Source organism: Halomonas sp. MMH1-48 (assembly GCF_022348105.1).
GTDB classification, from domain to species: Bacteria; Pseudomonadota; Gammaproteobacteria; order Pseudomonadales; family Halomonadaceae; genus Vreelandella; species Vreelandella piezotolerans.
The window spans coordinates 26,014-51,332 of record NZ_JAKRFL010000013.1; the positions used below are offsets into that span (position 1 = coordinate 26,014).

Sequence of the window (25,319 nt, forward strand, 5' to 3'; positions counted from 1 at the left end):
AGCGCATGACCAGCGAAGCAACGCCTTTAGTGCGGGTTAACGTCTCCGAAGGCGGTATTGCCGAACTATTCATTGCGCGCCCAGCGGTGCGCAATGCCCTCAACGAGCCTACGGCCCTGGCGCTGAATGAGGGATTAGCCAACGTAGCAGCTGACCCGAAGGTGCGCTGTGTGATTCTCAGCGGTGAAGGCAGCGCCTTTTGTGCCGGTGCCGATGTAGCGGAATTCGAGAAGGCCACTACTGCGCCCGCCAGCGAACGGTTAGCCACCCTTTTTCTTCCAGCACTGCGCAGCATGATGACGATGGAAAAACCCGTGATTGCGGCGGTCAGCGGTGCCGCTGCGGGGATTGGTGTTTCCTACGTGTTGGCCAGTGACATGGTAGTCATGGGCCGCTCGGCTTACCTGAAACTGGCCTTTATCAATATTGGCTTGATTCCCGATGGCGGTGCGTGCTGGCACTTAGTGCGCAAACTAGGCCACGCCCAGGCCTTCGAGATGGCGGCGCTAGCTACCCCAATAGATGCCGAGCGCTGCGTGGCGCTGGGCCTGGCTAACCGAGCGGTGGAAGATGATCAGGTGCTAGCCGAAGCCCGCGCGCTGGCACAGGCGTTGGTGACGCAATCCCCCCAAGCGCTGGGGGCAACGAAGCGGGCCATGCGACAAGCGGGGAATCTAACGCTCGACGAGACCATCACGCTCGAAGGTGAGCTGCAGGATGCGTGTAAGGCCACCGAGGATTTTCACACCCGCGTGGCCGCCTTTCGTCAACGCCGCCGCAAGTGATCTAGTGCCTGCTGATATTCCGCTCGCAGCGTGGCGACCTCATCGGCCACGCTGTTCAGTGTGATAATAACCCCCACCCCTTGCCCGGCACCCCAAATATCCCGCCACGCTTTGGCTTTGCTGCTGCCGCCTGATCCATAGCGCATGGCGTTTTTGTCACCCTCAGGCAGTGCCTCTGGGTCCAGCCCGGCCAGCTCGATGCTTTGGCGCAGGTAGTTACCGTGCACGCCGGTAAATAGATTGGTGTAGACGATATCCCCCGCGGCGGCTTCCAGTACCATCTGCTTGTAAGCCGGTTGGGCATTGGCTTCCTGGGTGGCAATGAAACGTGTGCCCATATACACCATGTCCACGCCCAGCGCCTGAGCGGCGGCGATCTGCTCGCCTTTGGTAATCGCCCCGGCCAGCACCAGCGGGCCATCGTAGAACTGCCTAACCTCCGCCACAAAGGCGAAGGGGTTGAGCCGCCCCGCATGGCCGCCTGCGCCATGGCAGACCAAAATCAGCCCATCCACCCCGGCCTCGATGGCTTTTTTGGCGTGCCTGATCGTGGTCACGTCATGAAACACCAGGCCGCCATAAGCGTGCACTTGCTTGACCACTCGGTTGGGCGCATGCAGGCTGGTAATGATCAGAGGCACCTTGAACTCAGCGCATAGCGCTATATCGTGCTCCAGGCGATCATTGGTGGGGTGCACGATCTGGTTCACCGCAAACGGTGCGGCGGGTTGTTGCGGGTGCTGAGCGTTATAGTCGTCCAGCGTCTCGGTGATCTGCTGCAGCCACTCCCGAAGCACTTCCGCAGGCCTGGCGTTCAGCGCAGGAAACGCGCCAATGATGCCCGACTGACACTGGGCAATCACCAGCTCAGGGCCAGAAACGATAAACATGGGAGAGCCGATCACCGGCAGCGTCATGGAGGCAGTCAGTTGGGTTAGCATACGTGGCTCATTATCATTGTTTGGAAGCCCATCAGCGTGAAAACCCCAAAAAAGGGGTTTTAAAGCATGGCCAAAATAGTTGGCATGGCCGGAACAGCCCATAGCGGGGGTCTTTCGCCAGGGCAGGTAACACGTTCCTGACGTTAGCAGCATTCCCGCCATCCATGGCGGTCAGAAGCGAAAGTAGCGCCCAAGGACGGGTTGACAGCGCCCCCGCCTAGGGCTATTCCGGACAGCCTCCTAAACTTACAGCTTGCTTTCCAGCTCCGGCAGAATCTCGAACAGATCCCCTACCAGGCCGTAATCGGCCACCTGGAAGATCGGCGCTTCGTCGTCCTTGTTGATCGCCACGATCACCTTGGAGTCTTTCATGCCCGCCAAGTGTTGAATCGCGCCTGAAATACCCACCGCAATGTACAGCTCCGGCGCAACGATCTTACCGGTCTGGCCGACCTGCATGTCGTTGGGCACGAAGCCGGCATCCACCGCCGCGCGAGACGCACCGATGGCTGCCCCCAGCTTGTCGGCAATGCCGTCGAGCAGCTTGAAGTTCTCGCCGTTGCCCATGCCGCGGCCGCCGGAGATGACGATCTTGGCGCCGCTGAGTTCGGGGCGGTCGCTCTGCGCCAGCTCTTGCTTGACGAAGCGCGATTGGGTGTTGTCGACGACCACGTCCACCGCTTCTACCGTGGCGCTACCGCCGCTGCCCACCGCATCGAACGCTGTCGTGCGCACGGTGATGACTTTCAGCGCGTCGTCGCTTTTCACCGTCGCGATGGCGTTACCGGCGTAGATCGGACGCAGGAAGGTATCGGCGCTGTCGACACCAATCACGTCCGATAGCTGGCTGACGTCTTTCAGCGCCGCTAGGCGCGGCAGGACGTTCTTACCCGTGGTGGAGGCGCTGGCCAGTACGTGGGTATAGTCGCCCGCCAGCTCCACCAGCAGCGCGCCCATGGGCTCGGCGAGCTGGTGGGCGTACACGGCGTTGTCCGCCACGCGCACTTTGCTCACACCGTCGAGCTGGGCGGCCGCGTCGGCGGCGGCCTGGACGCCTTCACCGGCCACCAGCACGTCGATGTCGCCCCCAATGGCTTGGGCCGCTGCGACGACGTGGGCGGTGGCGCCCGCTAACTGACCTTCATGCAGGTCGGCAAGTACCAGAATGCTCATGAGATCAGCTCCTTTTAAAGCACTTTGGCTTCGTTTTTCAGTTTGTCGATCAGCTCGTCCACCGAGGCGACTTTGATGCCGCCTTTGCGCTCGGCGGGGGATTCCACTTTGAGCAGCGTGACCTTGGAGGCCACCTCGACGCCGTAGTCGGCGGGGGTTTTGACATCCAGCGGCTTTTTCTTGGCCTTCATGATGTCCGGCAGTTTGGCGTAGCGCGGCTCGTTGAGGCGTAGGTCGGTGGTGACGATGGCGGGCAGCGTGAGGGCAACGGTTTGCAAGCCGCCGTCGATTTCACGGGTCACGTTGACCTTGTCGCCGTCTACGGCCACTTCCGACGCGAACGTGCCTTGCGGCAGGTTGGTCAGCGCGGCGAGCATCTGGCCGGTCTGGTTGTTGTCGGTGTCGATGGCTTGCTTACCGAGAATCACCAAACCGGGCTGCTCGTCGTCCACCACCTTGGCCAGCAGCTTGGCCACCGCCAGCGATTCGGCGCGCTCGTCGGTTTCAATGTGGATGGCGCGGTCGGCCCCTAGCGCCAGCGCGGTGCGCAGCTGCTCTTGGGCGGCCTTGGGGCCGACCGTGACGGCCACGACGTCGGTGGCCACGCCCTTCTCTTTCAGGCGCACCGCCTCTTCCACGGCAATTTCGCAGAAGGGGTTCATGGCCATTTTGACGTTGGTAAGGTCCACATCGGAATGGTCCGCTTTGACGCGGATTTTGACGTTGTAGTCGATGACGCGTTTCACCGCGACGAGGATTTTCATAAGGCATGCTCCAGCGATTGAACCATCAGCTTCTCAGTTTATATTCCGCATAGTAAAACTATATTTCACTTTATAAAATCACAATAAAAAAACGCCTGCTAAAGGTCAAGCGTTTCATGCTACCTACCGCCTTAGAATGGCGACCAACCAAACCATAACGCTAACAGCGGGATCACCGTGACCAAAAAGCGGCCATTCCAACGGTAGCCAATGCGGGTGGCGGGCACGCGGGTAAAGCGCGAAAGAATTAGCATCGACGCGGTCATGGGCGACGACATCAGCGCCAGCGCCCAGCCCACCATCAACGATGCCCCGATCAGCGCAGGCGACAGCCCCTCGATGCCCAGCGTGGGTAACAGGCCAACCAACAACGTCACCGTGACAATCGGATTGACACCTATTTGCGCGAGCCCCACCACCATCAGCATCGCCAACACCGCGTTGAATGCGCCTAGCGGGCCAAGCACTGCCAGTAGCGGCGCCAGTTGATGAGTATCCACCAAGCCTACGCATACATGCCCCAAATAGCCTGCCGCTCCCAGCACCACGATTTCATTGGCACTGGGAGACAGCAACCAAGGGAGCTGACGATGGACCGTCGTTATGGCGGCAGGCAATCCACCATAGCCTAGCCTGCGACGCTGCCAAGCCAGCCATAAAAGCGCCCCGCTAGGCGCGCCAAGCAGCGCGGCAATGGGTAGTCGTACATCCAGCAGCCACGCAATGGAAAACACCAGCGCGACAATACCGATTAGCAAAAAGCCAAACTGCGCCAATGGGCGCAACGAAGGAGTGACATAGGTTTTATTGGCGGGTGGATGCGGGCCGGTGACATAGTCCACCATCCAGCCCGCCATAAAAATCAGTGCGGCGGCCCCTAGAATATAGGGTGCCAACTGTGGCCAAGTGACCTGGGGAAGGCTGGACAGCACCACAGCCACCCCGATGCCCATGGGCGAGATCAGTGGTGCCAGCGAAAATCCACGCAGTAGCGCCAGCATCATACGTCGCTGGCGGGCCTGCTGTACCCAGGTGCGGCCCTGGGCGGCGCTCAGGGTATTGCTCTTTTCGATCATGGCGGCAAACAGGTTGAGCACACCAATGTTCAGAATGATGCCGAACAGCGCCGAGCCCAGCGATAGGATCGGATAACGGCGGCTGGGGGGCTGCAACAGCATGCTCTGCCCACAGCGGCGCACTAGGCGGGAGCGGTAGGCAGGTAAACGCAGCATGCTGAGCGCCACCACGAAGGTGGCAAAAAAGGCAAAACGCCCACTCGCCTCGAATAGCAGCTGGCCGGAGGTTGGCGAGCGCCATAGCGCGAGCAGCGTGAGAACGCCGGCAGCACACAGCAGCCCCTTGGCCATACGGGTGAGTTGACCTTTTAGGGTGGCCAAATAGAGCAGCAGCGCCACAACGCCTACGGCTTGCCACGCAACGCTGCCACCGACCAAATGAATCAGCGTGGCAAGCGTTACCAGTAACAAACAGGAAACCCGCAGACGGGCTGGACTCACTCGCTAGGCTCCCTCAACTGCGGGTCGGGAGTACCTTGCGAGGATTCGCTGCCGCTACGGCGACGAAAAGAGCCTTCTCCCATAGCGACAAGGTTGCCCCGTTCATCCACGATCTCACCGCTGGTCATGAAGGTTTTTTGCCCGCCGCCGCGCAGCGTGCCCGTCGCCCGCAACACGCCTTGCCGAGCAGGGCCCACGAAGGTGGTCGTTAGTGATAGCGTCATCCCGCGACGAATATTCCCCGGCACATCGCAGTGCAGGCCCGCCAAGCTTAGGGCGCTATCCAGCATCGAGGCCAGCACACCGCCGTGTACATTGCCGCTGCGGTTCAGGTGCTTGGGCTCGATGGTGAGCTCCACCACCGCGCGCCCCTCTTCCCACTCCACGACGTGCATGCCCAGCAATTCGTGATAGCCCATCAGCGCCTGGGGTGTGGTTGAGCCACCGTTGCTGTCTACGCCGCTCATAAAGCGCTCTCCCCTTGGGCCAGGTCGCGCAGTCGACCCTTGAGAATCTTACCACTGGCGGTGGAAGGCAGCGCATCCATGAAGACGATCTGGGTAGGCCGCTTATAGGGTGCCAGCCGTTCGGCAATGAAGGCTTTGAGCTCTGCCAACTCGACGTCGATGCCCGGCTCACACTGTACGAACGCCACCACCTCCTCATTGCCTGCCACCTGCCGCCCCACCACGGCGGTTAAGGTCACCGCCGGGTGCTCGTTGATCACCGCTTCCACATCCGGCGGATAGATATTAAAACCCGAGCGAATAATCAGCTCCTTACTGCGACCCACGATATAGAGCTGATCATCGTGATCCAGCTTGGCAATATCGCCGGTATTGAGCCAGCCATCTTCCGTTAACGTGGCGCGGGTGGCGTCCGGCTGGCGGAAGTAGCCCTTCATAATATTGGGGCCACGCACCCATAGCTCGCCCACCTCATCGCCTGCCTTTTCTGACGTGCCGCTGCTGCCTAAGGGCTCTAACCGATACTCCAACAGCGGCAGCACGCGGCCCACGGTGCTGCTCTGATGACGATCATCGATGCGGGTTTGGCTAATCGTGGGGCTGGCTTCGGTGAGGCCGTAGCCATTATGAAGCGTTAACCCAAAGACGGCTTCCACGCGAGTTTTGGTATCGCTATCCAGCGGCGAGCCGCCTGCCGACATATAGATAAGCGCGGGCGCTTCTAATGCACGCTGCTCACGCTTCAAATACTCCAGGGCGCGAGCGTACATGGCGGGCACGCCCTGAAGAACGGTAATGCGCTCCTCTTTGAGCGTTGCCATCAGCTGTGCCGCATCGAAGCGAGGCACGGTGTAAAGGCACGCGCCGTTATACAGCGAGCCCATACACACCGATGAGAGGCCGAACACATGGGACATGGGCAGCACGCCGTACACCCGCTGCCCTTCACTCAGATGGCGCATGCCACCAGAAATAGAAGCGATATAGAGAATGCCGCGATGGGTGAGCATCACGCCTTTCGGTGTGCCGGTGGTGCCTGAGGTGTAGATCATCGCGGCGACCTGCTCGGCACCACTGGCGTGAACGGGCTCAGGTTCGCTCTCGAAAAGCGGTGAAATCGCTAGGCCGCCGAGCTGCGGATGCTGGTAGCGATCGGCCGCATGGCGCTCGGAGTGCTGGCTCGCCTCTTGAGAGGCTTCGCAGGTGTAAAACACCCGGCGCGGTAGGCAGTTGCCCTGGATCAAATCCACTTCCTGAGCGGAGAGTCGCGAATTGACAATCGCGACCCAAACGTCCATTTCACTAGCGGCCAACAGCAGTACCACCAGGGCACGACAGTTTTCACTGACCGTCATGATACGATCGCCGGGCCGTACGCCGAGATTGGCTAACCAATCGCAGGCAGCGTAGACCTCTTGCCCCAGTTCGGCGTAGCTCCAGCGAATACTGCCATCCACCAGCGCGGGATGATCCGCTAAACGTTTCGCATTTTCCAGCACGCGGGTGCTCAAGCGCTCGGGGAGTTCTGCTAACAGCTCGCTGGCCTGACGGCCAAAAATCATCTCGTCTGGCGCTTGGTAAGGGACCGACAGAGCCATTAGGACGCCTCCCGCACCATGTTCCGGGCAATCACCAGCTGCTGAATTTGTGTGGTTCCTTCGTAAATACGGAACAAACGCACGTCCCGGTAGAAGCGCTCGACGGCGTATTCTGACATGTAGCCCGCACCGCCGTGCACCTGCACGGCGCGATCCGCGACGCGGCCGACCATTTCGGCGCAGAACAGCTTGCAGCAGGAGGCCAGTGTTGAGACGTTTTCGCCATCATCCTTGCGCCGTGCGGCGTCCATCACCATGGTTTTGCCTGCGTAGGCTTCGGTTTTGCTATCGGCCAGCATGGCCTGCACCAGCTGATGCTCCGCCAGCGGCGCACCGAACTGCTTACGCTCCATGGTGTAGCGCAGCGACTCGTCGACCAAGCGCTCGGCCACGCCCACACACACCGCAGAGATATGCAGGCGGCCACGATCCAGCACCTTCATGGCGGTTTTAAAGCCTTGTCCCTCTTTGCCGCCAATGATGTTGTCAGCCGGTACGCGACAGTTATCGAAGATGATGTCGCAGGTATGTGCGCCCTTTTGGCCCATTTTGTTATCCGCCGGGCCGCGGATCAGCCCCGGCGTGCTGCCTTCGACGATAAAAGCAGAGATACCGCCCGCGCCTTTGTTGTCTGGGTCGGTACGCGCCATCACGGTGAACAGGTCGGCTTCTGGGCCGTTGGTGATATAGCGCTTAGTGCCATTCAACACGTAGTAGTCGCCATCGCGCACGGCGGTGGTGCGCAAGCTAGCCGCATCGGAGCCAGAGTCCGGTTCGGTCAAGCAGAACGAGCTGAGAATCTCGCCGGTGGCCAAGCGCGGCACGTATTTGGCTTTCTGCTCGTCAGTGCCATCGATCAAAATCCCCTGAGCGCCGATGCCATTGTTGGTACCGAATACCGAGCGGAACGCGGGAGACGTTTTGCCGATCTCCATGGCCACCAACGCCTCTTCTTCCATGGTGAGTCCTAACCCGCCGTACTCTTCAGGAATGGATAGCCCAAACAACCCCATCTCCTTCATTTCCGACAAAATTTCGGCGGGCACTGCATCCTCTTCGGCCAGCCGCGCCTCATTGGGAATTAAACGCTCCCGGACGAAGCGGGCAATGGTATCAACCAACTGATTCAACAGTTCGGGATCACGGATCATAACGGCTCCTGGTGGCAACGATATTTTTATGGTTGGCGTTCGCGCGGGCAGTGAGGCCTGCCATAGTTCTGCATGGCGAAACTAGCGTTCATTCTCTTGTCAGGCACTTTTGCATAGCCTAGGATGGCAGTCAATAAACGAAATGCTATTTTGCAATGCAGAATAAAAATACTAGCAGCGAGGATGTTGACCTATGGCTTATGACGCAGTCGCCCATTCATTCAAAACGCTTGGTATCGTCGGCACGGGAGCCATGGGGAGAGGCATTGCCCAGCTCGCCGCGCAGGCAGGCCTCGACGTCATGCTATTCGATGTCAAAGACGGCGCGGTGGCGGAAGCGACTGCCTTTATTTATGGGTTATGGCAGCGCAGCGCCGACAAGCAGCGTATTACTCAAGCCCAAGCCGAGCAGTACGGGGAGCGATTGATCGAAGCACGCGACCTCGCGGCCCTCGCCCCCTGCGATATCGTCGTTGAAGCCATTATCGAGAAGCTGGAGGCCAAACAGGGACTGTTTAACGATTTAGAGAGCATCGTTCGCCAGGATGCCGTACTGGCCACCAACACCTCTTCACTCTCCGTTACTGCCATTGCAGCGGCCTGCCAGCACCCAGAGCGCGTGATTGGCTTCCACTTTTTCAATCCCGTTCCGCTGATGAAAATCGTCGAAGTGATTCCGGGGTTACGTACCGCTTACGATGTCACCCAGCGGGTCGATGCCTTGGGTACTGCGATGGGCCACTTCACGGCCCAGGCCACTGACACGCCCGGGTTTCTGGTCAATCACGCCGGGCGCGCCTTCGGTACTGAAGCGTTGCGCATTTTGAGTGAGAGCGTAGCCGACCCCGCTACCATCGACCGCATCATGGTGGATCAAGGTGGTTTTCGAATGGGGCCGTTTACCCTGCTGGACCTGACAGGCCTGGATGTTTCCCATGCAGTGATGGAGTCGGTGTACCACCAATATTACGAAGAGCCGCGCTTTCGCCCGTCACCCCTCACCCGCCAGCGGCTCTCAGCAGGCTTGCTGGGACGCAAAACCGGTGAAGGCTTTTATCGCTACGTGAATGGCCAGCAACAGATGCCGGAAGAACCCGCCATTGCGTCGACCCCACCTTGCCCCGTGTGGATCAGCCAAGACGACCCGGGTAGCGCCACGCAGCTTGCCGAATTGGTTACCACAGCGGGCTGGCCACTAGAAAGTGCGGCTCAGCCCTCTTCAGAGGCGCTGTGCCTGCTGACACCGCTGGGCGAAGACACCACTCAGTGCGCGCTGCGCCAAGGCTTGAATGCCGAGCAGTGCGTCGCGGTGGATATGCTGGCGGGGCTGGATAAACGCCGCAGCCTGATGGCCTCCCCCATTACCCGCCCCGATCTGATCGATGCCGCTGCCAGCCTATTAAATGCTGATGGCACCCCGGTCAGCACGCTTCAAGACAGCACCGGCTTTGTGCTGCAGCGGGTGGTGGCATGCATCGTTAATGTGGGCGCCGATATCGCTCAGCAAGGCGTCGCAGCCCCCGCCACCATCGATCGCGCGGTGGAGCTTGGCTTGGGCTACCCGTTTGGACCGCTGCACATGGGCGACCACTACGGCGCTTCGCGCATCCTGACCATTTTGAACAACCTATTGGAGGCCACCGGCGACCCCCGCTACCGCCCCAGCCCGTGGCTGCGCCGCCGCGCCGCGCTGGGTATGCCGCTGACCGACGGGCCAAGAGGCTGACACATCTCAGTGTCAAATACGGCTTACCGAACCAGGAGAATAACCATGCAAGACGCCTATATTTACGACGGATTACGCACCCCTTTTGGTCGCCATGGCGGCAGCCTGGCGCCCATTCGCCCGGATGAACTACTGGGGCTAACGCTAAAAGCACTGGTAGCGCGTAATCCGTTTGCCTTAGAGAGCTATGAAGAAGTGTTGGCAGGCTGTACGAACCAAGCGGGGGAAGACTCCCGTAACGTGGCGCGTCACGGGGCGCTGCTGGCGGGCCTGCCGATTGAGGTGGCAGGCCAAACCGTCAACCGCCTGTGCGGCAGCGGCCTAGCCGCCATGATGGATGCCGCCCGCGCCGCTCGCTTAGGCGAGGGCGAGCTATTTTTGGCTGGCGGCGTGGAGTCCATGTCCCGCGCGCCTTACGTGCTGGGCAAGGCCGACTCCCCCTACGCGCGCAATCAACCGATGTTCGATACCGTGATCGGATCGCGCTTCCCTAACCCCTGGATCGCCAAAGAGTACGGCAGCCACAGCATGCCGGAAACTGCCGACAACATCGCCCACGACCTGAACATTGGCCGCGAAGCCAGCGATGCCTTTGCCGCCCGTTCGCAGGCGCGCTATGCCCAGGCGCTGGCAAACGGCTTCTATGACGGCGAAATGTTTGGCGTCGAAGTACCCCAAGGGCGCAAACAGCCGCCGCGGTTGGTAGATAAAGATGAACACCCGCGAGCTGAAAGCACCGAAGAGAAACTGGCCAAACTCGGTGCTCTATTCGAAGGCGGTGTCGTGACCGCAGGCAACGCCTCTGGTTTGAACGATGGGGCTGTCGCGCTGATCGTAGGCACGCGTGCGGCAGGCGAGCGGGCTGGGCTTGCGCCGCGAGCGCGTATCGTTGCCAGCGCCGTGGCGGGCGTTGCCCCACGCGTCATGGGCTTGGGGCCGGTACCCGCTTCGCAAAAAGCGCTGGCTCGGGCTGGCCTTTCGCTTGACCAGATGGACGTGATTGAAATCAACGAAGCCTTTGCCGTCCAGGTGTTGGGCTGCGTTCAACAGTTGGGGCTCTCCACCGACGACCCGCGCTTGAATGCCAACGGCGGCGCGATTGCCATTGGCCATCCGCTGGGTGCCTCTGGGGCGCGCTTGGCCCTCACCGCCCTGCGCCAGCTAGAAGCCACCGGCGGCCGCTATGCGTTAGTCACCATGTGCATTGGCGTTGGCCAGGGCATTGCGACCATCATCGAGCGTGTGGACCGCTAACCGCGATAGCCGCCCAACATAGCGGCGCTGCCAAACAGCGTCGCAGGCCAAGCGTTGACTAAGCTTCCTTTTCACGCTTTGCAACGCCCCAGCGCAGGTATGCGATACTTACCACTCAATGATTGATTAGCCGAGACGCTTGATGGAACCCACCGACGCCGCTGCCGATGAGCCGCAATCACCGGAAAAAGATCGCAACTTTGTCACCGCGCTCGCGCGTGGGCTAGAACTACTCCGTGCCTTTGGGACGGGTGAGGAGTACCTGGGCAATGCAGAGCTCTCGAATCGTACCCAAATCCCCCGCCCCACGGTGTCTCGGTTGACCTATACGCTGACCCAATTAGGCTACCTGCAACATAACCGCCATTTGGAGAAGTACCGCCTTGGGCCGGGTGTGCTGGCATTGGGCTACCGCTTTCTGGCCAATATGGGCATTCGCGAAATTGCCCGTCCCCACTTACAGCACTTTGCCGACGCCACCGATTGTAATGTCAGCCTGGGCGGTGCCGACCGCAGCGACATGGTGTATCTGGAAACCTGTCACGGCCACGGGCCGCTGATCATTCGGCTAGATGTTGGCTCACGCCTACCGATTGCCACGTCAGCGATTGGCCGCGCTTGGCTGTGCGGGTTATCGGGTGAGCGCCGCCAGCAGGTGATGCAAGAGCTGGCTGCCTTTCACGGCAGCGATTGGCCCCGCCTGCAGGCTGGTATCGAGCAGAGTCTGCGCGATTATGCCGAGTACGGCTTTTGCCTCTCCGAGCAGGATTGGCAGCGGGATATCAGCGCCGTTGCCATGCCGCTCATTTTAGAGGATGGTGCCGAAGTGATGGCCATCAACTGCGGCGGCTCTAGCCTGCGGTTGGATCATGACCGACTGGTCCATAACCTTGGACCTCGACTCAAAGAGGTAGCTGCCAAAATCAAGCAGGAGCTGGCGCCCAAGTATCGTGCGTCACGTTAAGAAACGTCGTCTTTCCTTTCACTAACGCTCGTTTGATTGCATCATGGTCTTCACTGTCATGTGAACGCACTGAGGAGCAGGGATGCCAAACGAGTGGATCACTCAACAGGGTGAGGTCGTTACACTGGGTGGCGAGTGGACGCTACGCCACTATACCGAGCTAAAGCACGTTCTAAAGCGGCGCGAAGAACTAGGTTCGGCATCGCTATCACTGCCTGGCTTCGAAGCACTCGATACTGCCGGTGCGGCGCTGATCGTCGAGCTCTTAGGGATCGACAAAACCAAACAGGCTGCCAACGACCTACCCCACGCGCAGCAGATGTTACTGATTCGGATTGCCGAAGCCATGGAGGCTCCTGTCGAGAGCACGCGCACTCATTCCCATCGGATCACCGATGCGTTGGCATCGGTGGGCCGCCAAATGGTGGCCATGACAGCGCAACAGCGGCAGCTATTGGCGTTTATCGGCTTGGTCTTGGCGACGTTTGCTTCGCTGCTGTTTCGCCCCCGCCATTGGCGTATGACCGCCACCGTTGCTCATGTTCAGCAAAGTGGTTTGAATGCAGTGCCTATCGTTGCGCTACTTACCTTCATGGTGGGGGCCGTGGTGGCCTTTCTTGGGGCGACCGTGTTGGAAGATTTCGGCGCAACGGTGTATACCATTGACCTGGTGGCGTTCTCCTTTCTGCGTGAGTTCGGCGTGCTGCTAGCCGCCATTCTTTTGGCAGGTCGCACCGCCAGCGCCTTTACTGCCCAGCTCGGTGCGATGAAATCCAATGAAGAGATCGATGCCCTGAAGACACTTGGGCTAGATCCTATCGAGCTGCTCGTGCTTCCTCGGGTGATGGCGCTGTTGATTAGCCTGCCGCTCCTGGCGTTTGTCGGCATGCTAAGCGGCCTCTTGGGCGGTGCGGTAGTGGCGTCGCTGTCGCTGGATATTTCTACTAGCCAGTTTATGGCAACGCTGCAAAAAGATGTGTCGGTAACGCATTTCCTAGTGGGATTGAGCAAAGCACCGGTCTTTGCCTTCGTAATTGCGGTCATTGGCTGTCTGGAAGGATTCAACGTCAGCGGAAGCGCCCAATCGGTGGGTGCCCACACGACGTCCAGTGTGGTGCAAGCCATCTTCATGGTGATTCTCATCGATGCATTAGCGGCGTTATTTTTCATGGAGATGGGCTGGTGAACGACAGATCTTCTCCGACATCGCAAAAATGTCAAAGCAAGGAAGCCGTCATTTGTGTGCAAGGGCTGGTAAATCGATTTGGCGATAATGTCGTTCACGAAGGAGTAGATTTGACCCTCTATCGTCGAGAAATTCTCGGCGTCGTTGGCGGTTCTGGCACGGGTAAATCGGTCCTGCTACGCAGTATCGTAGGGCTCAAGCATCCTAATGATGGCACCGTCGAGGTGCTGGGCCAGCGGTTGAATGCGCTAAGCGGCTCCCAGCGCAGCCAAATCGAACGGCGCTTTGGGGTGCTTTTCCAGCGCGGGGCCTTGTTTAGTTCGCTCAATCTGCAAGAGAACGTCGCGCTACCGCTCATTGAGCACGCTGGGCTGCCTCGGGAAGAGGCTGAATATCTGGCGCGCATCAAACTTTCTTTAGTGGGCTTGGCACCGCAAGCGGCACGGCAGTTTCCAGCATCACTCTCAGGGGGCATGATAAAACGTGCAGCCCTTGCCAGAGCGCTCGCCTTGGACCCGGACATTTTATTCCTCGATGAACCGACAGCCGGGCTCGACCCCATTGGTGCCGCTGCGTTTGACCAGTTGCTCGTGACCCTTCGCGATGCACTTGGCTTCAGCGTTTTTTTGGTCACTCACGACCTGGATACCCTCTACGCAGCCTGTGATCGCGTTGCCGTGCTGTCACAAAAGCGCGTTTTGGTCGCCGATACGCTGGAGCGAGTCGCCGAAACGGACGACGAGTGGGTACAAGATTACTTTAACGGTCCGCGTGGACGCGCTGCACAGCGTGCTGCTGACACACCATCGTCTAAGGAGTGACGCACATGGAAACTCGCGCACACCATGTATTGATTGGATTGTTTACCGTGTTAACGGCTGCGGCCGCCCTGCTGTTTGCGATATGGATGAGCTATGACGCTGGCCAACGGGATTACCTACCTTACCGTATTCTGTTCGAACGCAACGTCAGCGGCCTCTCGGAGGGCAGCAAGGTACAGTACAACGGCATCGAAGTCGGCGATGTCACCGAGCTGTCCTTGAACCCTGACGACCCCCGCCAAGTGATTACTCGGATTCGCGTGTATCAAGACACGCCCATCAAAGTCGATACACGGGCAAAATTAGCGTTTGCCAGCATTACCGGTAGCATGTCGGTGCAGCTATATGGCGGAACGCCGGCTAGCCCACGCTTATCATCGCAAAGTAACGACACGGCCCCCTTCATCCCAGCCGACCCGTCGCCCATTGCCACGCTGTTCGATGAGGGCGAGGAGATGATCGAGAACCTCAACGCGATCCTTCAGAGCGTGAACGAACTCTTCAATGACGACAATCGACAGCAGGCGGGCAACATATTGACCAACATTGCCCAAATCACGGAAATGATTGCCTCTCAGCAGGCTGCTTTGGATGAAAACATGGCGCTTTTTGGCGATGTGTCACGCCAAGCCACCACCACGCTCGAGAGCATCGAGACACTTAGCCAGGAGGCGAATCGACTGCTGAACCAAGAGGGCCAACAAGTCATGCGCAGTGCCGAGAACGCCAGCCGCGACGTTGCTAGTGCTGCTCAGCGGATAGAGCAATTGGTAAACGATAACGCAGGGGCCGTGGAAGGCACCTTACAAAGCACTCGCGACATCGCCCCAGCGCTCGCGGCGCTCCGCTCGACACTCGCCACCCTTGATCGCATTACGCGAGAGCTCGAAGAGAGTCCAACGGACTTTTTCCTTGGCCGCGACCACGTAGAGGAGTTTCGCCCGTGAACATGCCTATTTTTCGCATCGTCGTCATGATGAGCGCGCTGTCCCTTCTTTCGGCCTGCTCAGTATTACCCGAAAAGGCGCCATCGACGCTGTATCGACTGCCTGCAATGGCAACGCAGGCTACCCCTGATGCCACTCGCCTACCGGGTCGACTTGGCATCGCAACGCCAGAAGCGGGCCACTTGCTAAGCAGCAACCGTATCGTAGTGTTTCCCGAAGGCAACGTGGTAAATGTGTATGAAGGCGCGCGATGGCATGAAGATGCCCCCCAACTGCTGCAGGCCAAGCTCATTGCTGGCTTGCAACAGCACGCTCTATTCGCCGATGTGAGCAGCGATCGGCTTCCTTATGACCTGCTGCTACTGAGCGAGCTCCGTCACTTCCAAAGCGAATACGACGTGAGCCCGCCCAGCGTCAATTTACAGTTAGACGTTCAATTAGTCGGCGCAGATCAACAACCAACGGCCTCTACCAGTTTCGCGATTCGCGAACGTGCCAAGAGCGCGGAAATACCTGACGTGGTCAACGCCTTTGGCAGCGCCACCGACCGCTTGACCGAGCAGTTGGCACGCTGGCTCGCGGCCAATGCACCTAGATGAAAAGGCCGTTTCTAGTATGGCGGTGAGGAGTGCGAGTACCGCTTAAGATACTCTTTTGGATCTTTGGGGTAGAAGTATTCCGGCTGTCGCTCTAAATGGGTAAAAAAACGAGTGTCCTTGTACGGCATCTTCATGAACCCCGACACGCCCAGTCCCTCTATTTGACTGACGGCAGCGAGCATACGACTGAGCAAATCCCGAAACTCCTGCTCCCGCCGGGGATCGAGTAGCCGATAGTAGCTGTGGATCTTGAGATGCTTGGGTAGCGCTTCGAAAATGATCATGCCTGTGTGATGGATCTCGTTGAGCCGCTTGAGCGTTCGCATGATGGTATCCGGCAACACCAACAGCTCCTCAGGGTCCGGGCCATCCTCGAAATAGCTATGCTGACGGGTGCGATCCTCCATTTCGGGTACGGCGCTCACCTCGTAAGCAATCGCCGTATCGGGATCACAATGAAACGCTTCCTCGGGGGTTGCGCGCTCTAAGTGCAGGGTTTGGCGGGCATTGAACAAACAGCTTTTGAATACCCCCTGGCGATGAATGGCGCGTGCCAAGTGAACCATGTTGTTCACCGCCTCGATGAAGGCGGGCTTGAGCGCTGGGTCATGCAAATTGAGCGACGAATCGATATACACGCCCTCGCGCTCCCAGCGTACGGCCAAACCACCCACCACCGGATATTTGCCCAATCGGCTCACCGAGGCCAAAAAGGCTTTTTCGGTCTCGCCCATGCCCTGCATGAACTGCTTGTAGTAGCGGTCAAGCTGGACATCGTTCACATCGTTGAGCGTCTCCTCGGAATGGGCCTCTCGCAAGAAGGCTTTACGAGAGCTATAAACCACGGTGTCTATCTCGGCGGTAGCCACGTGGTGACGGCCTTTACCCCACACCGGCACCAGCGGTGTTTGCAGCACACCAGGCAGATCGAGCATGACCAATTTAGCCATGCGCGGCATTTCTCGGATGAAGTAATTACCCGCCTGATAGCGCACCTGAGGGTTGGGATCGAGCATGCCATCCAGCGTGCGAGCGAACTCCATGGGAAGTCCGAGCGAGCTTGCCGGTATGGCGCGATGGCCAAAACGACATGATTGCGCCGACGCGAGCGCATAGAGCGTCCCCGCCACCCCCTGCTCGTCGAAGCGCGGCGATGAGAGCGCGCCATTGAGCTGCTCTTCACCAATGAAATACACGTCCCCCAGTCGGGCATTGGTTTGCTGGAGATTGTCCGACATTAGTTCCATTACATTGGCACCCACGAACTGCAGCGAGGCATCCAATTGTGCGAACACCGATGAGCCCCAGTCGATCAACGCGATGGATTCACTGACCGAATCGAAAACGAGATTGGAGGGTTTGATATCACCATGCACCACTGGCCGGGCGTGCGGCCCGGCCTCACGACGCAGTGCCTTGAGAATATCCGCCAGTTGCGCGGCGATACGCATGATCAAGCGGGGCGAGAGCTTGCCCTGCTTGAGTGAGACTTGCTCTAGGTTCCAGCCAGGCGCGCGTTCCATGACCAAAATCGACTGACCACGGGCACGTTGATAGGTAATGAGCTTTGGAATCCGCGGGTGTGACACTTGATCGAGCATGAACGCCTCCTCCTCGAGGCGCTCTTGCAGATGGGTGGGCAGCGTAATGCGTGAAAACTTGAACACATAGTCGGCCCTAGCCCCTTGATGCCAAGCGCACCCTGCAAAGACGAAACCGTAAGCGCCTTTTCCCACCAACTCGATATCGGCGTATCCCAACTGGGCCAACTGTGACTGACACAGCGCTACCCAGTCCTTGAGCTTACGCGCATCATGATGGCTCAGTAGGTAAACCGACTGCTCTTCGGGTATGTAAAACTGCTGCAGCGGCGCCTGACTCATCGCAACATGCCTACACGGTCATGCCAAGTGAAGGAGCATGCTTTCCGGCGCTTCTAGGAATCCTTTCCAGGCGTTGCAGAAGCGAGCAATGGTGCCGCCATCGATAAAGCGGTGATCTCCCGCCCACGTCACCGTCAAAATCGCCCGGCGCTGCACGGCGCCATGCTCATCGAAACGCGGCAGCCATTGGGTTTTGCCAATCGCCACGATGGCGGCTTCCGGGGCGTTGATGATCGGCGCGGCGTAGGTACCCCCCAAAGCACCAATGTTGGAAATGCTGATGGTGCCGCCTTTCAGGTCGGCCTGATCGACTCGCCCGTCTCGCGCAGCCTGGGTCAGCCTGCCGACCTCCTTGGCGATCTCGAACAGGGTCAAGCGCTCGACGCCTTTCACGTTGGGCACCAATAAGCCGGCCTTGCTATCCACGGCCATACCGATATTGCAGTGGTCGTAGTAGCTCAGCTCGTCGGCAGCGTCGTTTAACTGGGCATTGATGATCGGCGTTTCTGCAACAGCCAGCGCCATCGCCTTCATGAAGAACGGCATCAGCGTGAGTCGCTCTCCCTGCGCCTCCACCTGGGGCTTGAGACGCTCGCGCAGCGCCAGCAGCTCGGTGACGTCGATCTCTTCGCCGTAATGAAAATGGGGAATGGAACTGGCGGATTCGACCATGCGCTTGGCCATCACCGCGCGCACGCCGCGCAGGGGCTCCACCCTGGCGGGCGCCGAACCCGATGATGTCGGTGGGGATACGCATGCCTCGTTATCAGCGACCGACGGCGCATTGAGGTGGGCCAGCACGTCTTCTTTCAACACGCGCCCCTCTTTACCACTGCCGGTGATGTCCGCCAGTACCAGATCGTGCTCCCTGACTAAACGCCTAACGGCGGGGCTAGCGGGGACTTTATGGGCTAAAGCACTCGGCTCGGCGGGAGCGCGCGTCGACGGCTCGATGTCGTCACGTTGCGGCGTGGACTCTCGAGGGTTAGCGGTCGACTGATCGGTGGAGGCGTCTGCCGTAGGCTCGCTGGAAGATGAACCTGCCGTTTGGTACGCGTAGAGGGGCGCGTGGACCTTGGCGATTTGCCCCTGGGGCACATAAAGCTTGGTGACGGTGCCTGCTTCGGGCGCCGTAATTTCGACCAGGGCCTTGTCGGTCATCACCTCGACGATGGGCTGGTCCTCTTCGATGGTGTCGCCTTCGGCAACGCGCCACTCCACCACTTCACACTCGACGATCCCTTCGCCGATGTCCGGCAATAAAAAATCACTCATGACTGTTCTCCCTAGCGCTAGAAGTTCACGCTTTCGCGGATCGCTTCAAAAATTTTCAGGTGGTCGGGCAGATACTCTTTTTCCAGCACCAGCGGGAAAGGGGTATCCAACCCGGTGACCCGAGTAATCGGCGATTCCAGGTAAAGAAAACAGCGCTCCTGTATCGTCGCAGCGACTTCTCCGGCAAAACCACCGGTCAAAGGAGCTTCGTGACTGACGATCATGCGGCCCGTTTTGAAGACGGATTCCGCCACGGTATCGACATCCCAAGGCAACAGCGAGCGCAGGTCGATGACCTCGCAAGAGATACCCTGCTCTTCAGCTAGCTCGGCGGCTTTGCCGATTACCTCCATCTGTGCGCCCCAGCCGACCAAAGTAAGATCACTGCCCTCTTTGACGATCTCCGCTTCGCCGATGGGCAACTGATAATCGTCGTCCGGCACATCGCCCACGGCCGCTCGGTAGAGCCGCTTGGGCTCTAAAAAAAGCACCGGGTCAGGATCACGGATGGCCGCGAGCAGCAGTCCCTTGGCTTGATAGGGATTACGTGGCACGACAACTTTCAGACCGGGCGTATGAGTGAAGTAGGCCTCGGGTGATTGGGAGTGATAAAGCCCCCCCGAAATACCGCCACCGTAAGGCGTTCGGATGGTGAGGCCACCTACATTGAAGAGATCCCCGGAGCGGTAGCGGAACTTGGCGGTTTCGTTGACGATTTGATCGAAGGCAGGGAAAATGTAGTCGGCAAACTGAATCTCCGCGACAGGTACCGATCCTTGCGCAGCCAGCCCGTTGGCGAAACCGATGATGCCTTGCTCTACCAGCGGGGTATTGAAACAGCGCGATTTGCCGTACTTCTCCTGTAAATGGCTGGTGGCCCGAAACACCCCGCCGAACACCCCAACGTCTTCGCCGAAGCAGATCACTTTTTCGTCTTCTTCCATGGCGATATCGAGCGCATTGTTGATCGCCTGAAGCATGTTCATGGTCGTCATCTTACGCATCCCCCTGATGATCGGCGGCTGACGAGAGGGAAGGATCGAGCGACTGAGCGCCACGCGGGTAAGCATCGGGATAACGACGAATATGCCGCTTGAGCTGATCCAGTTGACGCTGCAACGCGGGCGTAACATCCGCATAGACATCGCTGATCAGCGATTCGAGCGGCGGCGGCGGGCGCTTTTCGGCCCGCTTCATGGTGTCCAGCACCTCACGTCGCAAGGTCTCTTGTTGGCTGGCCTCTTCTTCATCGCTCCACCACCCTTTCTTCGCCATCCAGCGCTGCATGCGCAGCAAGGGATCTTTGACGCGCCACGCCTCCTCTTCGCTTTTCGCACGATAGCCCGAGGGGTCATCCGAAGAGGAGTGGGCCGCCAAGCGATATGACATGGCCTCGATGAGTACCGGCTGATTTTTTTCTACCGCAATGCGTCTTGCCTGACGCGTCGCTTCGAAGACCGCCAATGCATCGTTGCCATCCACACGAATCACGTGCATGTGGTAGCCAAACGCACGGGGAGCAATACCGTCGGCAGCAAACTGCTCGGTGGCTGGCGTCGAGATGGCGTAACCATTGTTACGGCAGAAGAAGATGACCGGCACTTGGTGCACCGACGCCATGTTGAGGGCAGCGTGGAAATCTCCCTCGGATGCGGCACCCTCGCCAAAGAAGGTCAGCGTGCAGTGGCCTTCACCCGCCAGCTTTTGACCGTAGGCATACCCGGTGGCTTGAGGAATCTGCGTCGCCAGCGGCGATGAGATGGTCATATAGTGCAGTTTACGGGAGCCGTAGTGAATCGGCATTTGTCGGCCTTTGCCGTAATCGAGCTCGTTGCCAAATAGCTGATTCATGAACTCGTCGATGGAGAAGCCGCGATACATCAAGGCGCCCTGCTCACGGTACTGGGCCATGATCATGTCCGCATCGTCCAGTGCGGCAGTTGCTCCCACAACGGCAGCCTCTTCACCGGTGCACTGCATGTAAAAGCTGAGACGCCCTTGGCGTTGAGCAGCCATCATGCGCTCATCAAGAATGCGGGTGGCTAGCATGGCCTGATACAGTCGGCGGGCGTGCTCTTGCGTGATCTCGGGTGCTCGAGCGCCTTCGTAAAGCTCGCCATCGGGGTTCAGCAGGGCGAACGTCTCGATGGCAAACTCGTCGCCGGTCATGAAGGCCGGCTGGTGTACGTACTGAGTCATCATTATTGTCCTTGTTTTTACCCCTTTTGAGGGCAGTGTTGTCGGTGATGACCGTTTGTGCCAGTGGATTTATCTGACACGGGTCAACGCAACACTGGGACAGTAACTCAGTGGAAGCGGTTTAGGGATTCGACTTAAGATGCAGAGAGACGCTGACGCAGCGTCTGCTGATAGACATTGAAAGCGCTATCGACGCAGAGCGCCAGAAGCGCGATCAAAAGAGCACCTTGCAGTACGTAGGCCACATTACCGTTGACGATGCCCGCAATGATCGGGTCGCCCAGGTTACTCGCACCCACTGTCGCGCCCAGCGCAGCCGTGGCGATATTGATCGTCACCGAGGTGCGCACGCCCGCCAAAATGACCGGCGCCGCCAGCGGAAGTTCGACTTGTCGCAACACTTGCCAGGGCGTCATACCCATGGCCAGGGCCGACTGTTTGATCGTTGGGTCGACATCATTGATACCCGCCAGGGTATTACGCACGATGGGCAGCAGTCCGTAGAGCATGAGGGCAACGATGATGGGCAGCGTGCCAAAGCCGAGCACCGGAACGGCTAACGCCAATACGGCGACCGGTGGAAACGTCTGCCCCAGCGATGCCAGTTGCCCGATCAGCGGCAAAAAATCACGCCCTCTCTCACGCGTGACGGCCACCCCCGCCGCCACGCCCGCGATGATCGTCACCACCGCCGCCACGCCAACGACCAGGACATGACGGCCGAGCAACTCGTAAAATGCCGCGCGAGCATAAACGACCTGTCTAGCGTCAGGCTCTATCCAACGAAACAAGCTCTCTAGCAGAGGCATACCAATGATGCCCGCCGCCAACAGTGCAGCCCATGCCAGTGGAAGAAGCCACTGGACGTTAGCGACATTCGACAAATCGTTGTTACCGGACTTACGATTCACGCTGACTCGTCCTATCCCACTGTGCTTCTTTGACGATACGGCGAAGCGACAGCTCACCAATCGGCACATCGTTTTGATCGACGACCGTCAAGCGATCACAGTGATCACGCAACATCATGGAGAGCGCTTGGCGCAGCGAAAAATCAGCGGGAATGCGCGACTGCGCCGGCAAGGTAGGCCCCAGCGATGTCATGTGGTCTTTCACCCGTGTGAGCGCTGCTTGCTTCAATCCCCGCTCCAGGCCGCCGAGTAACGACTCGACAAACGGATCGTGGGGATGCTGTAAAAGCGCTAGTGGCGTGCCCTGTTGAACGATGCGACCGTCGCGCATGACGACAAGGTGGTCGGCCAACCTCAGTGCTTCATCCATATCGTGGGTCACGAACACGATGGTTTTGTGCAGCCGAGACTGTATTTTGGCAAGCTCCTCCTGGAGCTTTTCCCGGGTGATGGGGTCTAGCGCCCCAAAGGGCTCATCCATGAGCAAGATATCGGGATCGCCGGCAAGCGCGCGAGCCACACCTACCCGTTGCGCCTGCCCGCCGGAGAGTTGGTGAGGATATTTATGGGCGAACTCCTCCACAGGCAGCCCTAGCAACCCCATCAACTCCTCGACTCGAGCGGTAGTATCGGTAGCCGACCACTTCAATAGCCGAGGCACCAATCCAATGTTGCGTGCAACGCTCCAGTGAGGAAATAGTCCGGTGCTCTGAATCACGTAACCAATGCGACGGCGAAGCTTCACTGGATCGTACTGCTCAATCGCCTGGCCATCCAAGATGATGTCGCCACTGCTGTGATCGATGAGTCGATTGATCATGCGCAGCGTGGTGGATTTACCGCAGCCGGAAGTACCTACCAACGCACAGAGCTTGCCTTTTGCAACCCGCAGGGTAATGTCATCCACCGCGGTGGCGTCGCCGAACGTCTTTGAAACATGGGAAAGCTCGATCATTGCCGTCCTCCGGGACGCAGCGCGTCCGCTAACGCACCAAGCCCTGCATCCACCATGAGCGCCAAGATCAAAATGGGTAACGCACCCAACAGCACCATATCCATGGCAGCCTGACCCAGCCCTTGAAAAATAAATGTGCCTAAGCCGCCCGCCCCAATCAATGCCGCTACCGCGGTAAGTCCCACGGCTTGAACGGCGGTAATACGCACGCCTTCCAACAGCACGGGAAGTGCCAACGGAAACCGCACTTGCCAAAAACGTTGTGTCGTTCGCATTCCCATGGCTTTGGCGGCCTGCAATGTCTCCTCGCTCACTTCTTCGAGGGCGATGTAGGTATTGCGCACCATTGGCAGCAGGCTGTAGGCGATGAGCGCGATCAGCGCCGGCGCGTTGCCAATGCCACTCACCCCTAGCGCCGCCAGCGTTGGGACATTCGCTGCCAGCCAGGCAAGGGGCGCTAGCAGAAGCCCAAACAGCGCCAAGCTGGGGATGGTTTGTAAAAAATTCAGCAGCGTAAACGCTACTTTTTGTAGCCGCTCATAGCGACGCATGAGCATGGCCAGCAGCGACCCCAGCACCACGCTGACGCCTACAGCCGTGCTCACCAGCACCATGTGCTGCATCAGTGCCTGATAAAACTGCCCCTGCCGAGCTTGGAACTCCTGTACCAGGGCAAGGCGATCCAGCCAGAGCGCGGCACAGCCCCACCAGACAACGCTTACACCGAATAACAGTAGCGCCGTCCACCATCGAGATAACCCAAGACGCAGACGAAGCTCTACCAAGCAGAGCAATAAAACGAACAGTACGGTCCAGTAGGCCGGACCAATACCAAGACGCGCCTGAGGTAAGGAAGGGTCGACCAACCAGTGGCCAGCCACCATCAAACCAAACGGCATGAGTAGTAAGGTTAGCGTAACGATGGCCAGCACCGCTCGATAGTGCCGGACGTTAGGCATCAATGCCAACGTCGCCATAGCGAGAGAGAGCAATGACACCAGGGCTGCCCCTGGCCAACCAATGGCATCGACCATGCCAAAGGCGGTACCGGAAACGATACGATTAGGGGCGACACTCACCACGTTCAGTAGCCATGCAGCGGCTAACATGCTCCCGCTGAGACAGCACAGTACGACATTAGGCTGCCAAGGGCGTCGTTTAAAGGATGGCGATGGTAGGGCGTCGATCAACGACATTCATCAGTCATCCAGGCTGTCGAGGTAGTCACTCGCTACTTGATCCGGCGAGACACCATTCACCGCGACATTCGCATTGAGCTCTTGCAGCGTCACGAGTTCTAGCGTGGCAAACACCTCATTCAGCAACGCTTCCATGTCAGGGTAAGCGTCAAGCACTTCTTCACGCACCACGGGAGCGGGTTGATACACCGGCTGTACGCCTTTGGAGTCTTCGAGCACGACGAGGCCCAGGGCGCTCAGACCACCGTCGGTACCGTAGGTCATGGCGCCATTGACACCGCTGGTTTGCTGCGCGGCCGCACGCATCGTAGCAGCCGTGTTGCCACCCGAAAGGACGAGCAGCTGATCATCGCTCAACTCGAAACCATAGGCGTCCTGGAAAGCCGGTAGCGCCTGGGCGGATTCGACGAATTCAGCGCTGGCGGCAAATTTGAACGTTCCGCCATCGGCCAGATATGCAGCCAAATCATCCAGCGTGGTCAAATCATTGGCGTCGGCCACGTCTTGGCGAATGCTCATGGCCCAAGTGTTGTTGGCACTGGCGGGCTGTAGCCAAATCAACCCCTGCTCGGCATCGCGTTCGCTGACGGTTTGATAAGCGTCGTCGGCGCTGTTCCAGACGGGGCTATCGGTCATGTCGAAGAAGAAGGCGCCGTTCCCCGTGTACTCAGGGTAAAGGTCGATCTCTCCCGCTTGCAGCGCGCTACGCACGACGCTGGTGCCCCCTAACTGCAGGCGATCTTCGGTGGGAATGCCATGGCGCTCCAGCGTTTGGATGATCAGCTCGCCCAGCACCGAGCCTTCCGTATCGATTTTCGAAGACACCACGACGGGGTCGTTGGCGCTGGCCGTGGAAAGAGTGACTACAGAGAAGGCTACCGTCGATAGACAGGCAGCCAGCGAAGGTGTGAACAATGAGCGCATGGGGTCGTCCTTTTCAGTGTGCGTCTGTGGCGTACCGGATCAGTATAAGAGCCTACTGCGTTGAAGTCAGACGCCGTTTT

At 58.9% G+C, this 25,319-nt stretch carries 23 protein-coding genes; 8 read left to right on the forward strand and 15 right to left on the reverse strand.

The window, feature by feature from the left end; all coding sequences use genetic code 11:
- Nucleotides 1–5: 5 nt before the first annotated feature.
- Entirely contained in the window at nt 6–785 is a 780-nt protein-coding gene (locus tag MHM37_RS12230; protein ID WP_153843296.1) for an enoyl-CoA hydratase/isomerase family protein, read from the forward strand.
- Here the strand turns inward: MHM37_RS12230 and MHM37_RS12235 are convergent.
- The 7 genes from MHM37_RS12235 to MHM37_RS12265 form a co-directional block, all read right to left on the reverse strand.
- Nucleotides 767–1,726, reverse strand: a complete 960-nt coding sequence (locus tag MHM37_RS12235; RefSeq protein ID WP_239296889.1) for a nitronate monooxygenase family protein — start codon at nt 1,724–1,726, stop codon at nt 767–769. The two genes, MHM37_RS12230 and MHM37_RS12235, sit on opposite strands and share 19 nt — an antisense overlap.
- A gap of 246 nt (nt 1,727–1,972) precedes the next feature.
- Nucleotides 1,973–2,899, reverse strand: a complete 927-nt coding sequence (locus tag MHM37_RS12240) for an FAD-binding protein (protein ID WP_219863666.1) — start codon at nt 2,897–2,899, stop codon at nt 1,973–1,975.
- A gap of 14 nt (nt 2,900–2,913) precedes the next feature.
- On the reverse strand, nt 2,914–3,663 hold the full coding sequence (locus tag MHM37_RS12245) for an electron transfer flavoprotein subunit beta/FixA family protein (RefSeq protein ID WP_219863663.1): 750 nt from the start codon (nt 3,661–3,663) through the stop codon (nt 2,914–2,916).
- A gap of 131 nt (nt 3,664–3,794) precedes the next feature.
- Complete coding sequence (locus tag MHM37_RS12250) at nt 3,795–5,180, reverse strand: hypothetical protein (RefSeq protein ID WP_219863661.1); 1,386 nt, start codon at nt 5,178–5,180, stop codon at nt 3,795–3,797.
- Nucleotides 5,177–5,647, reverse strand: coding sequence for a PaaI family thioesterase (locus tag MHM37_RS12255; protein WP_139528498.1), 471 nt, complete (start codon nt 5,645–5,647; stop codon nt 5,177–5,179). The genes MHM37_RS12250 and MHM37_RS12255 overlap by 4 nt, the downstream gene beginning before the upstream one ends.
- Nucleotides 5,644–7,245 (reverse strand): class I adenylate-forming enzyme family protein, encoded by a 1,602-nt coding sequence (locus MHM37_RS12260; RefSeq protein ID WP_219863659.1) that lies wholly within the window; start codon nt 7,243–7,245, stop codon nt 5,644–5,646. The genes MHM37_RS12255 and MHM37_RS12260 overlap by 4 nt, the downstream gene beginning before the upstream one ends.
- Nucleotides 7,245–8,396 (reverse strand): acyl-CoA dehydrogenase family protein, encoded by a 1,152-nt coding sequence (locus MHM37_RS12265; RefSeq protein WP_153844029.1) that lies wholly within the window; start codon nt 8,394–8,396, stop codon nt 7,245–7,247. The genes MHM37_RS12260 and MHM37_RS12265 overlap by 1 nt, the downstream gene beginning before the upstream one ends.
- 193 nt (nt 8,397–8,589) lie before the next feature.
- On the opposite strand from MHM37_RS12265, the gene MHM37_RS12270 reads away from it, so the two are divergent.
- The 7 genes from MHM37_RS12270 (at nt 8,590) to MHM37_RS12300 (ending at nt 15,893) form a co-directional block, all read left to right on the forward strand.
- Nucleotides 8,590–10,122 (forward strand): 3-hydroxyacyl-CoA dehydrogenase, encoded by a 1,533-nt coding sequence (locus MHM37_RS12270; protein ID WP_219863657.1) that lies wholly within the window; start codon nt 8,590–8,592, stop codon nt 10,120–10,122.
- A gap of 45 nt (nt 10,123–10,167) precedes the next feature.
- Nucleotides 10,168–11,376: a 3-oxoadipyl-CoA thiolase gene (locus tag MHM37_RS12275; RefSeq protein WP_219863655.1), complete on the forward strand. Its 1,209-nt coding sequence runs from the start codon at nt 10,168–10,170 to the stop codon at nt 11,374–11,376.
- Nucleotides 11,377–11,518: 142 nt separating this feature from the next.
- Entirely contained in the window at nt 11,519–12,340 is an 822-nt protein-coding gene (locus MHM37_RS12280) for an IclR family transcriptional regulator (protein ID WP_219863653.1), read from the forward strand.
- A gap of 82 nt (nt 12,341–12,422) precedes the next feature.
- Nucleotides 12,423–13,526 (forward strand): ABC transporter permease, encoded by a 1,104-nt coding sequence (locus MHM37_RS12285; RefSeq protein WP_219863650.1) that lies wholly within the window; start codon nt 12,423–12,425, stop codon nt 13,524–13,526.
- Entirely contained in the window at nt 13,523–14,347 is an 825-nt protein-coding gene (locus MHM37_RS12290) for an ATP-binding cassette domain-containing protein (protein WP_219863648.1), read from the forward strand. The genes MHM37_RS12285 and MHM37_RS12290 overlap by 4 nt, the downstream gene beginning before the upstream one ends.
- Before the next feature lie 5 nt (nt 14,348–14,352).
- Nucleotides 14,353–15,294, forward strand: a complete 942-nt coding sequence (locus tag MHM37_RS12295) for an MlaD family protein (RefSeq protein ID WP_153844024.1) — start codon at nt 14,353–14,355, stop codon at nt 15,292–15,294.
- 2 nt (nt 15,295–15,296) lie between these two features.
- On the forward strand, nt 15,297–15,893 hold the full coding sequence (locus MHM37_RS12300) for an ABC-type transport auxiliary lipoprotein family protein (protein ID WP_153844032.1): 597 nt from the start codon (nt 15,297–15,299) through the stop codon (nt 15,891–15,893).
- An 11-nt stretch (nt 15,894–15,904) separates the two neighbouring features.
- Here MHM37_RS12300 and MHM37_RS12305 read toward each other — a convergent pair whose 3' ends face one another.
- The 8 genes from MHM37_RS12305 to MHM37_RS12340 form a co-directional block, all read right to left on the reverse strand.
- Nucleotides 15,905–17,776, reverse strand: a complete 1,872-nt coding sequence (locus MHM37_RS12305) for a protein kinase (RefSeq protein ID WP_139528507.1) — start codon at nt 17,774–17,776, stop codon at nt 15,905–15,907.
- An 18-nt stretch (nt 17,777–17,794) separates the two neighbouring features.
- Nucleotides 17,795–19,051, reverse strand: coding sequence for a 2-oxo acid dehydrogenase subunit E2 (locus tag MHM37_RS12310; protein WP_139528508.1), 1,257 nt, complete (start codon nt 19,049–19,051; stop codon nt 17,795–17,797).
- A 17-nt stretch (nt 19,052–19,068) separates the two neighbouring features.
- Nucleotides 19,069–20,046 (reverse strand): transketolase C-terminal domain-containing protein, encoded by a 978-nt coding sequence (locus MHM37_RS12315; RefSeq protein WP_139528509.1) that lies wholly within the window; start codon nt 20,044–20,046, stop codon nt 19,069–19,071.
- Nucleotide 20,047: 1 nt separating this feature from the next.
- Entirely contained in the window at nt 20,048–21,250 is a 1,203-nt protein-coding gene (locus MHM37_RS12320; RefSeq protein ID WP_139528510.1) for a thiamine pyrophosphate-dependent dehydrogenase E1 component subunit alpha, read from the reverse strand.
- A gap of 134 nt (nt 21,251–21,384) precedes the next feature.
- The gene (locus MHM37_RS12325; RefSeq protein ID WP_269202186.1) at nt 21,385–22,161 is read right to left on the reverse strand and encodes an ABC transporter permease; all 777 of its coding nucleotides are present in this window, start codon (nt 22,159–22,161) and stop codon (nt 21,385–21,387) included.
- The gene (locus tag MHM37_RS12330) at nt 22,151–23,116 is read right to left on the reverse strand and encodes an ABC transporter ATP-binding protein (protein ID WP_139528512.1); all 966 of its coding nucleotides are present in this window, start codon (nt 23,114–23,116) and stop codon (nt 22,151–22,153) included. The genes MHM37_RS12325 and MHM37_RS12330 overlap by 11 nt, the downstream gene beginning before the upstream one ends.
- Nucleotides 23,113–24,312, reverse strand: coding sequence for an ABC transporter permease (locus MHM37_RS12335; protein ID WP_139528513.1), 1,200 nt, complete (start codon nt 24,310–24,312; stop codon nt 23,113–23,115). The genes MHM37_RS12330 and MHM37_RS12335 overlap by 4 nt, the downstream gene beginning before the upstream one ends.
- A gap of 3 nt (nt 24,313–24,315) precedes the next feature.
- On the reverse strand, nt 24,316–25,239 hold the full coding sequence (locus MHM37_RS12340; RefSeq protein ID WP_219863646.1) for an ABC transporter substrate-binding protein: 924 nt from the start codon (nt 25,237–25,239) through the stop codon (nt 24,316–24,318).
- Between the last annotated feature and the right edge of the window lie 80 nt (nt 25,240–25,319).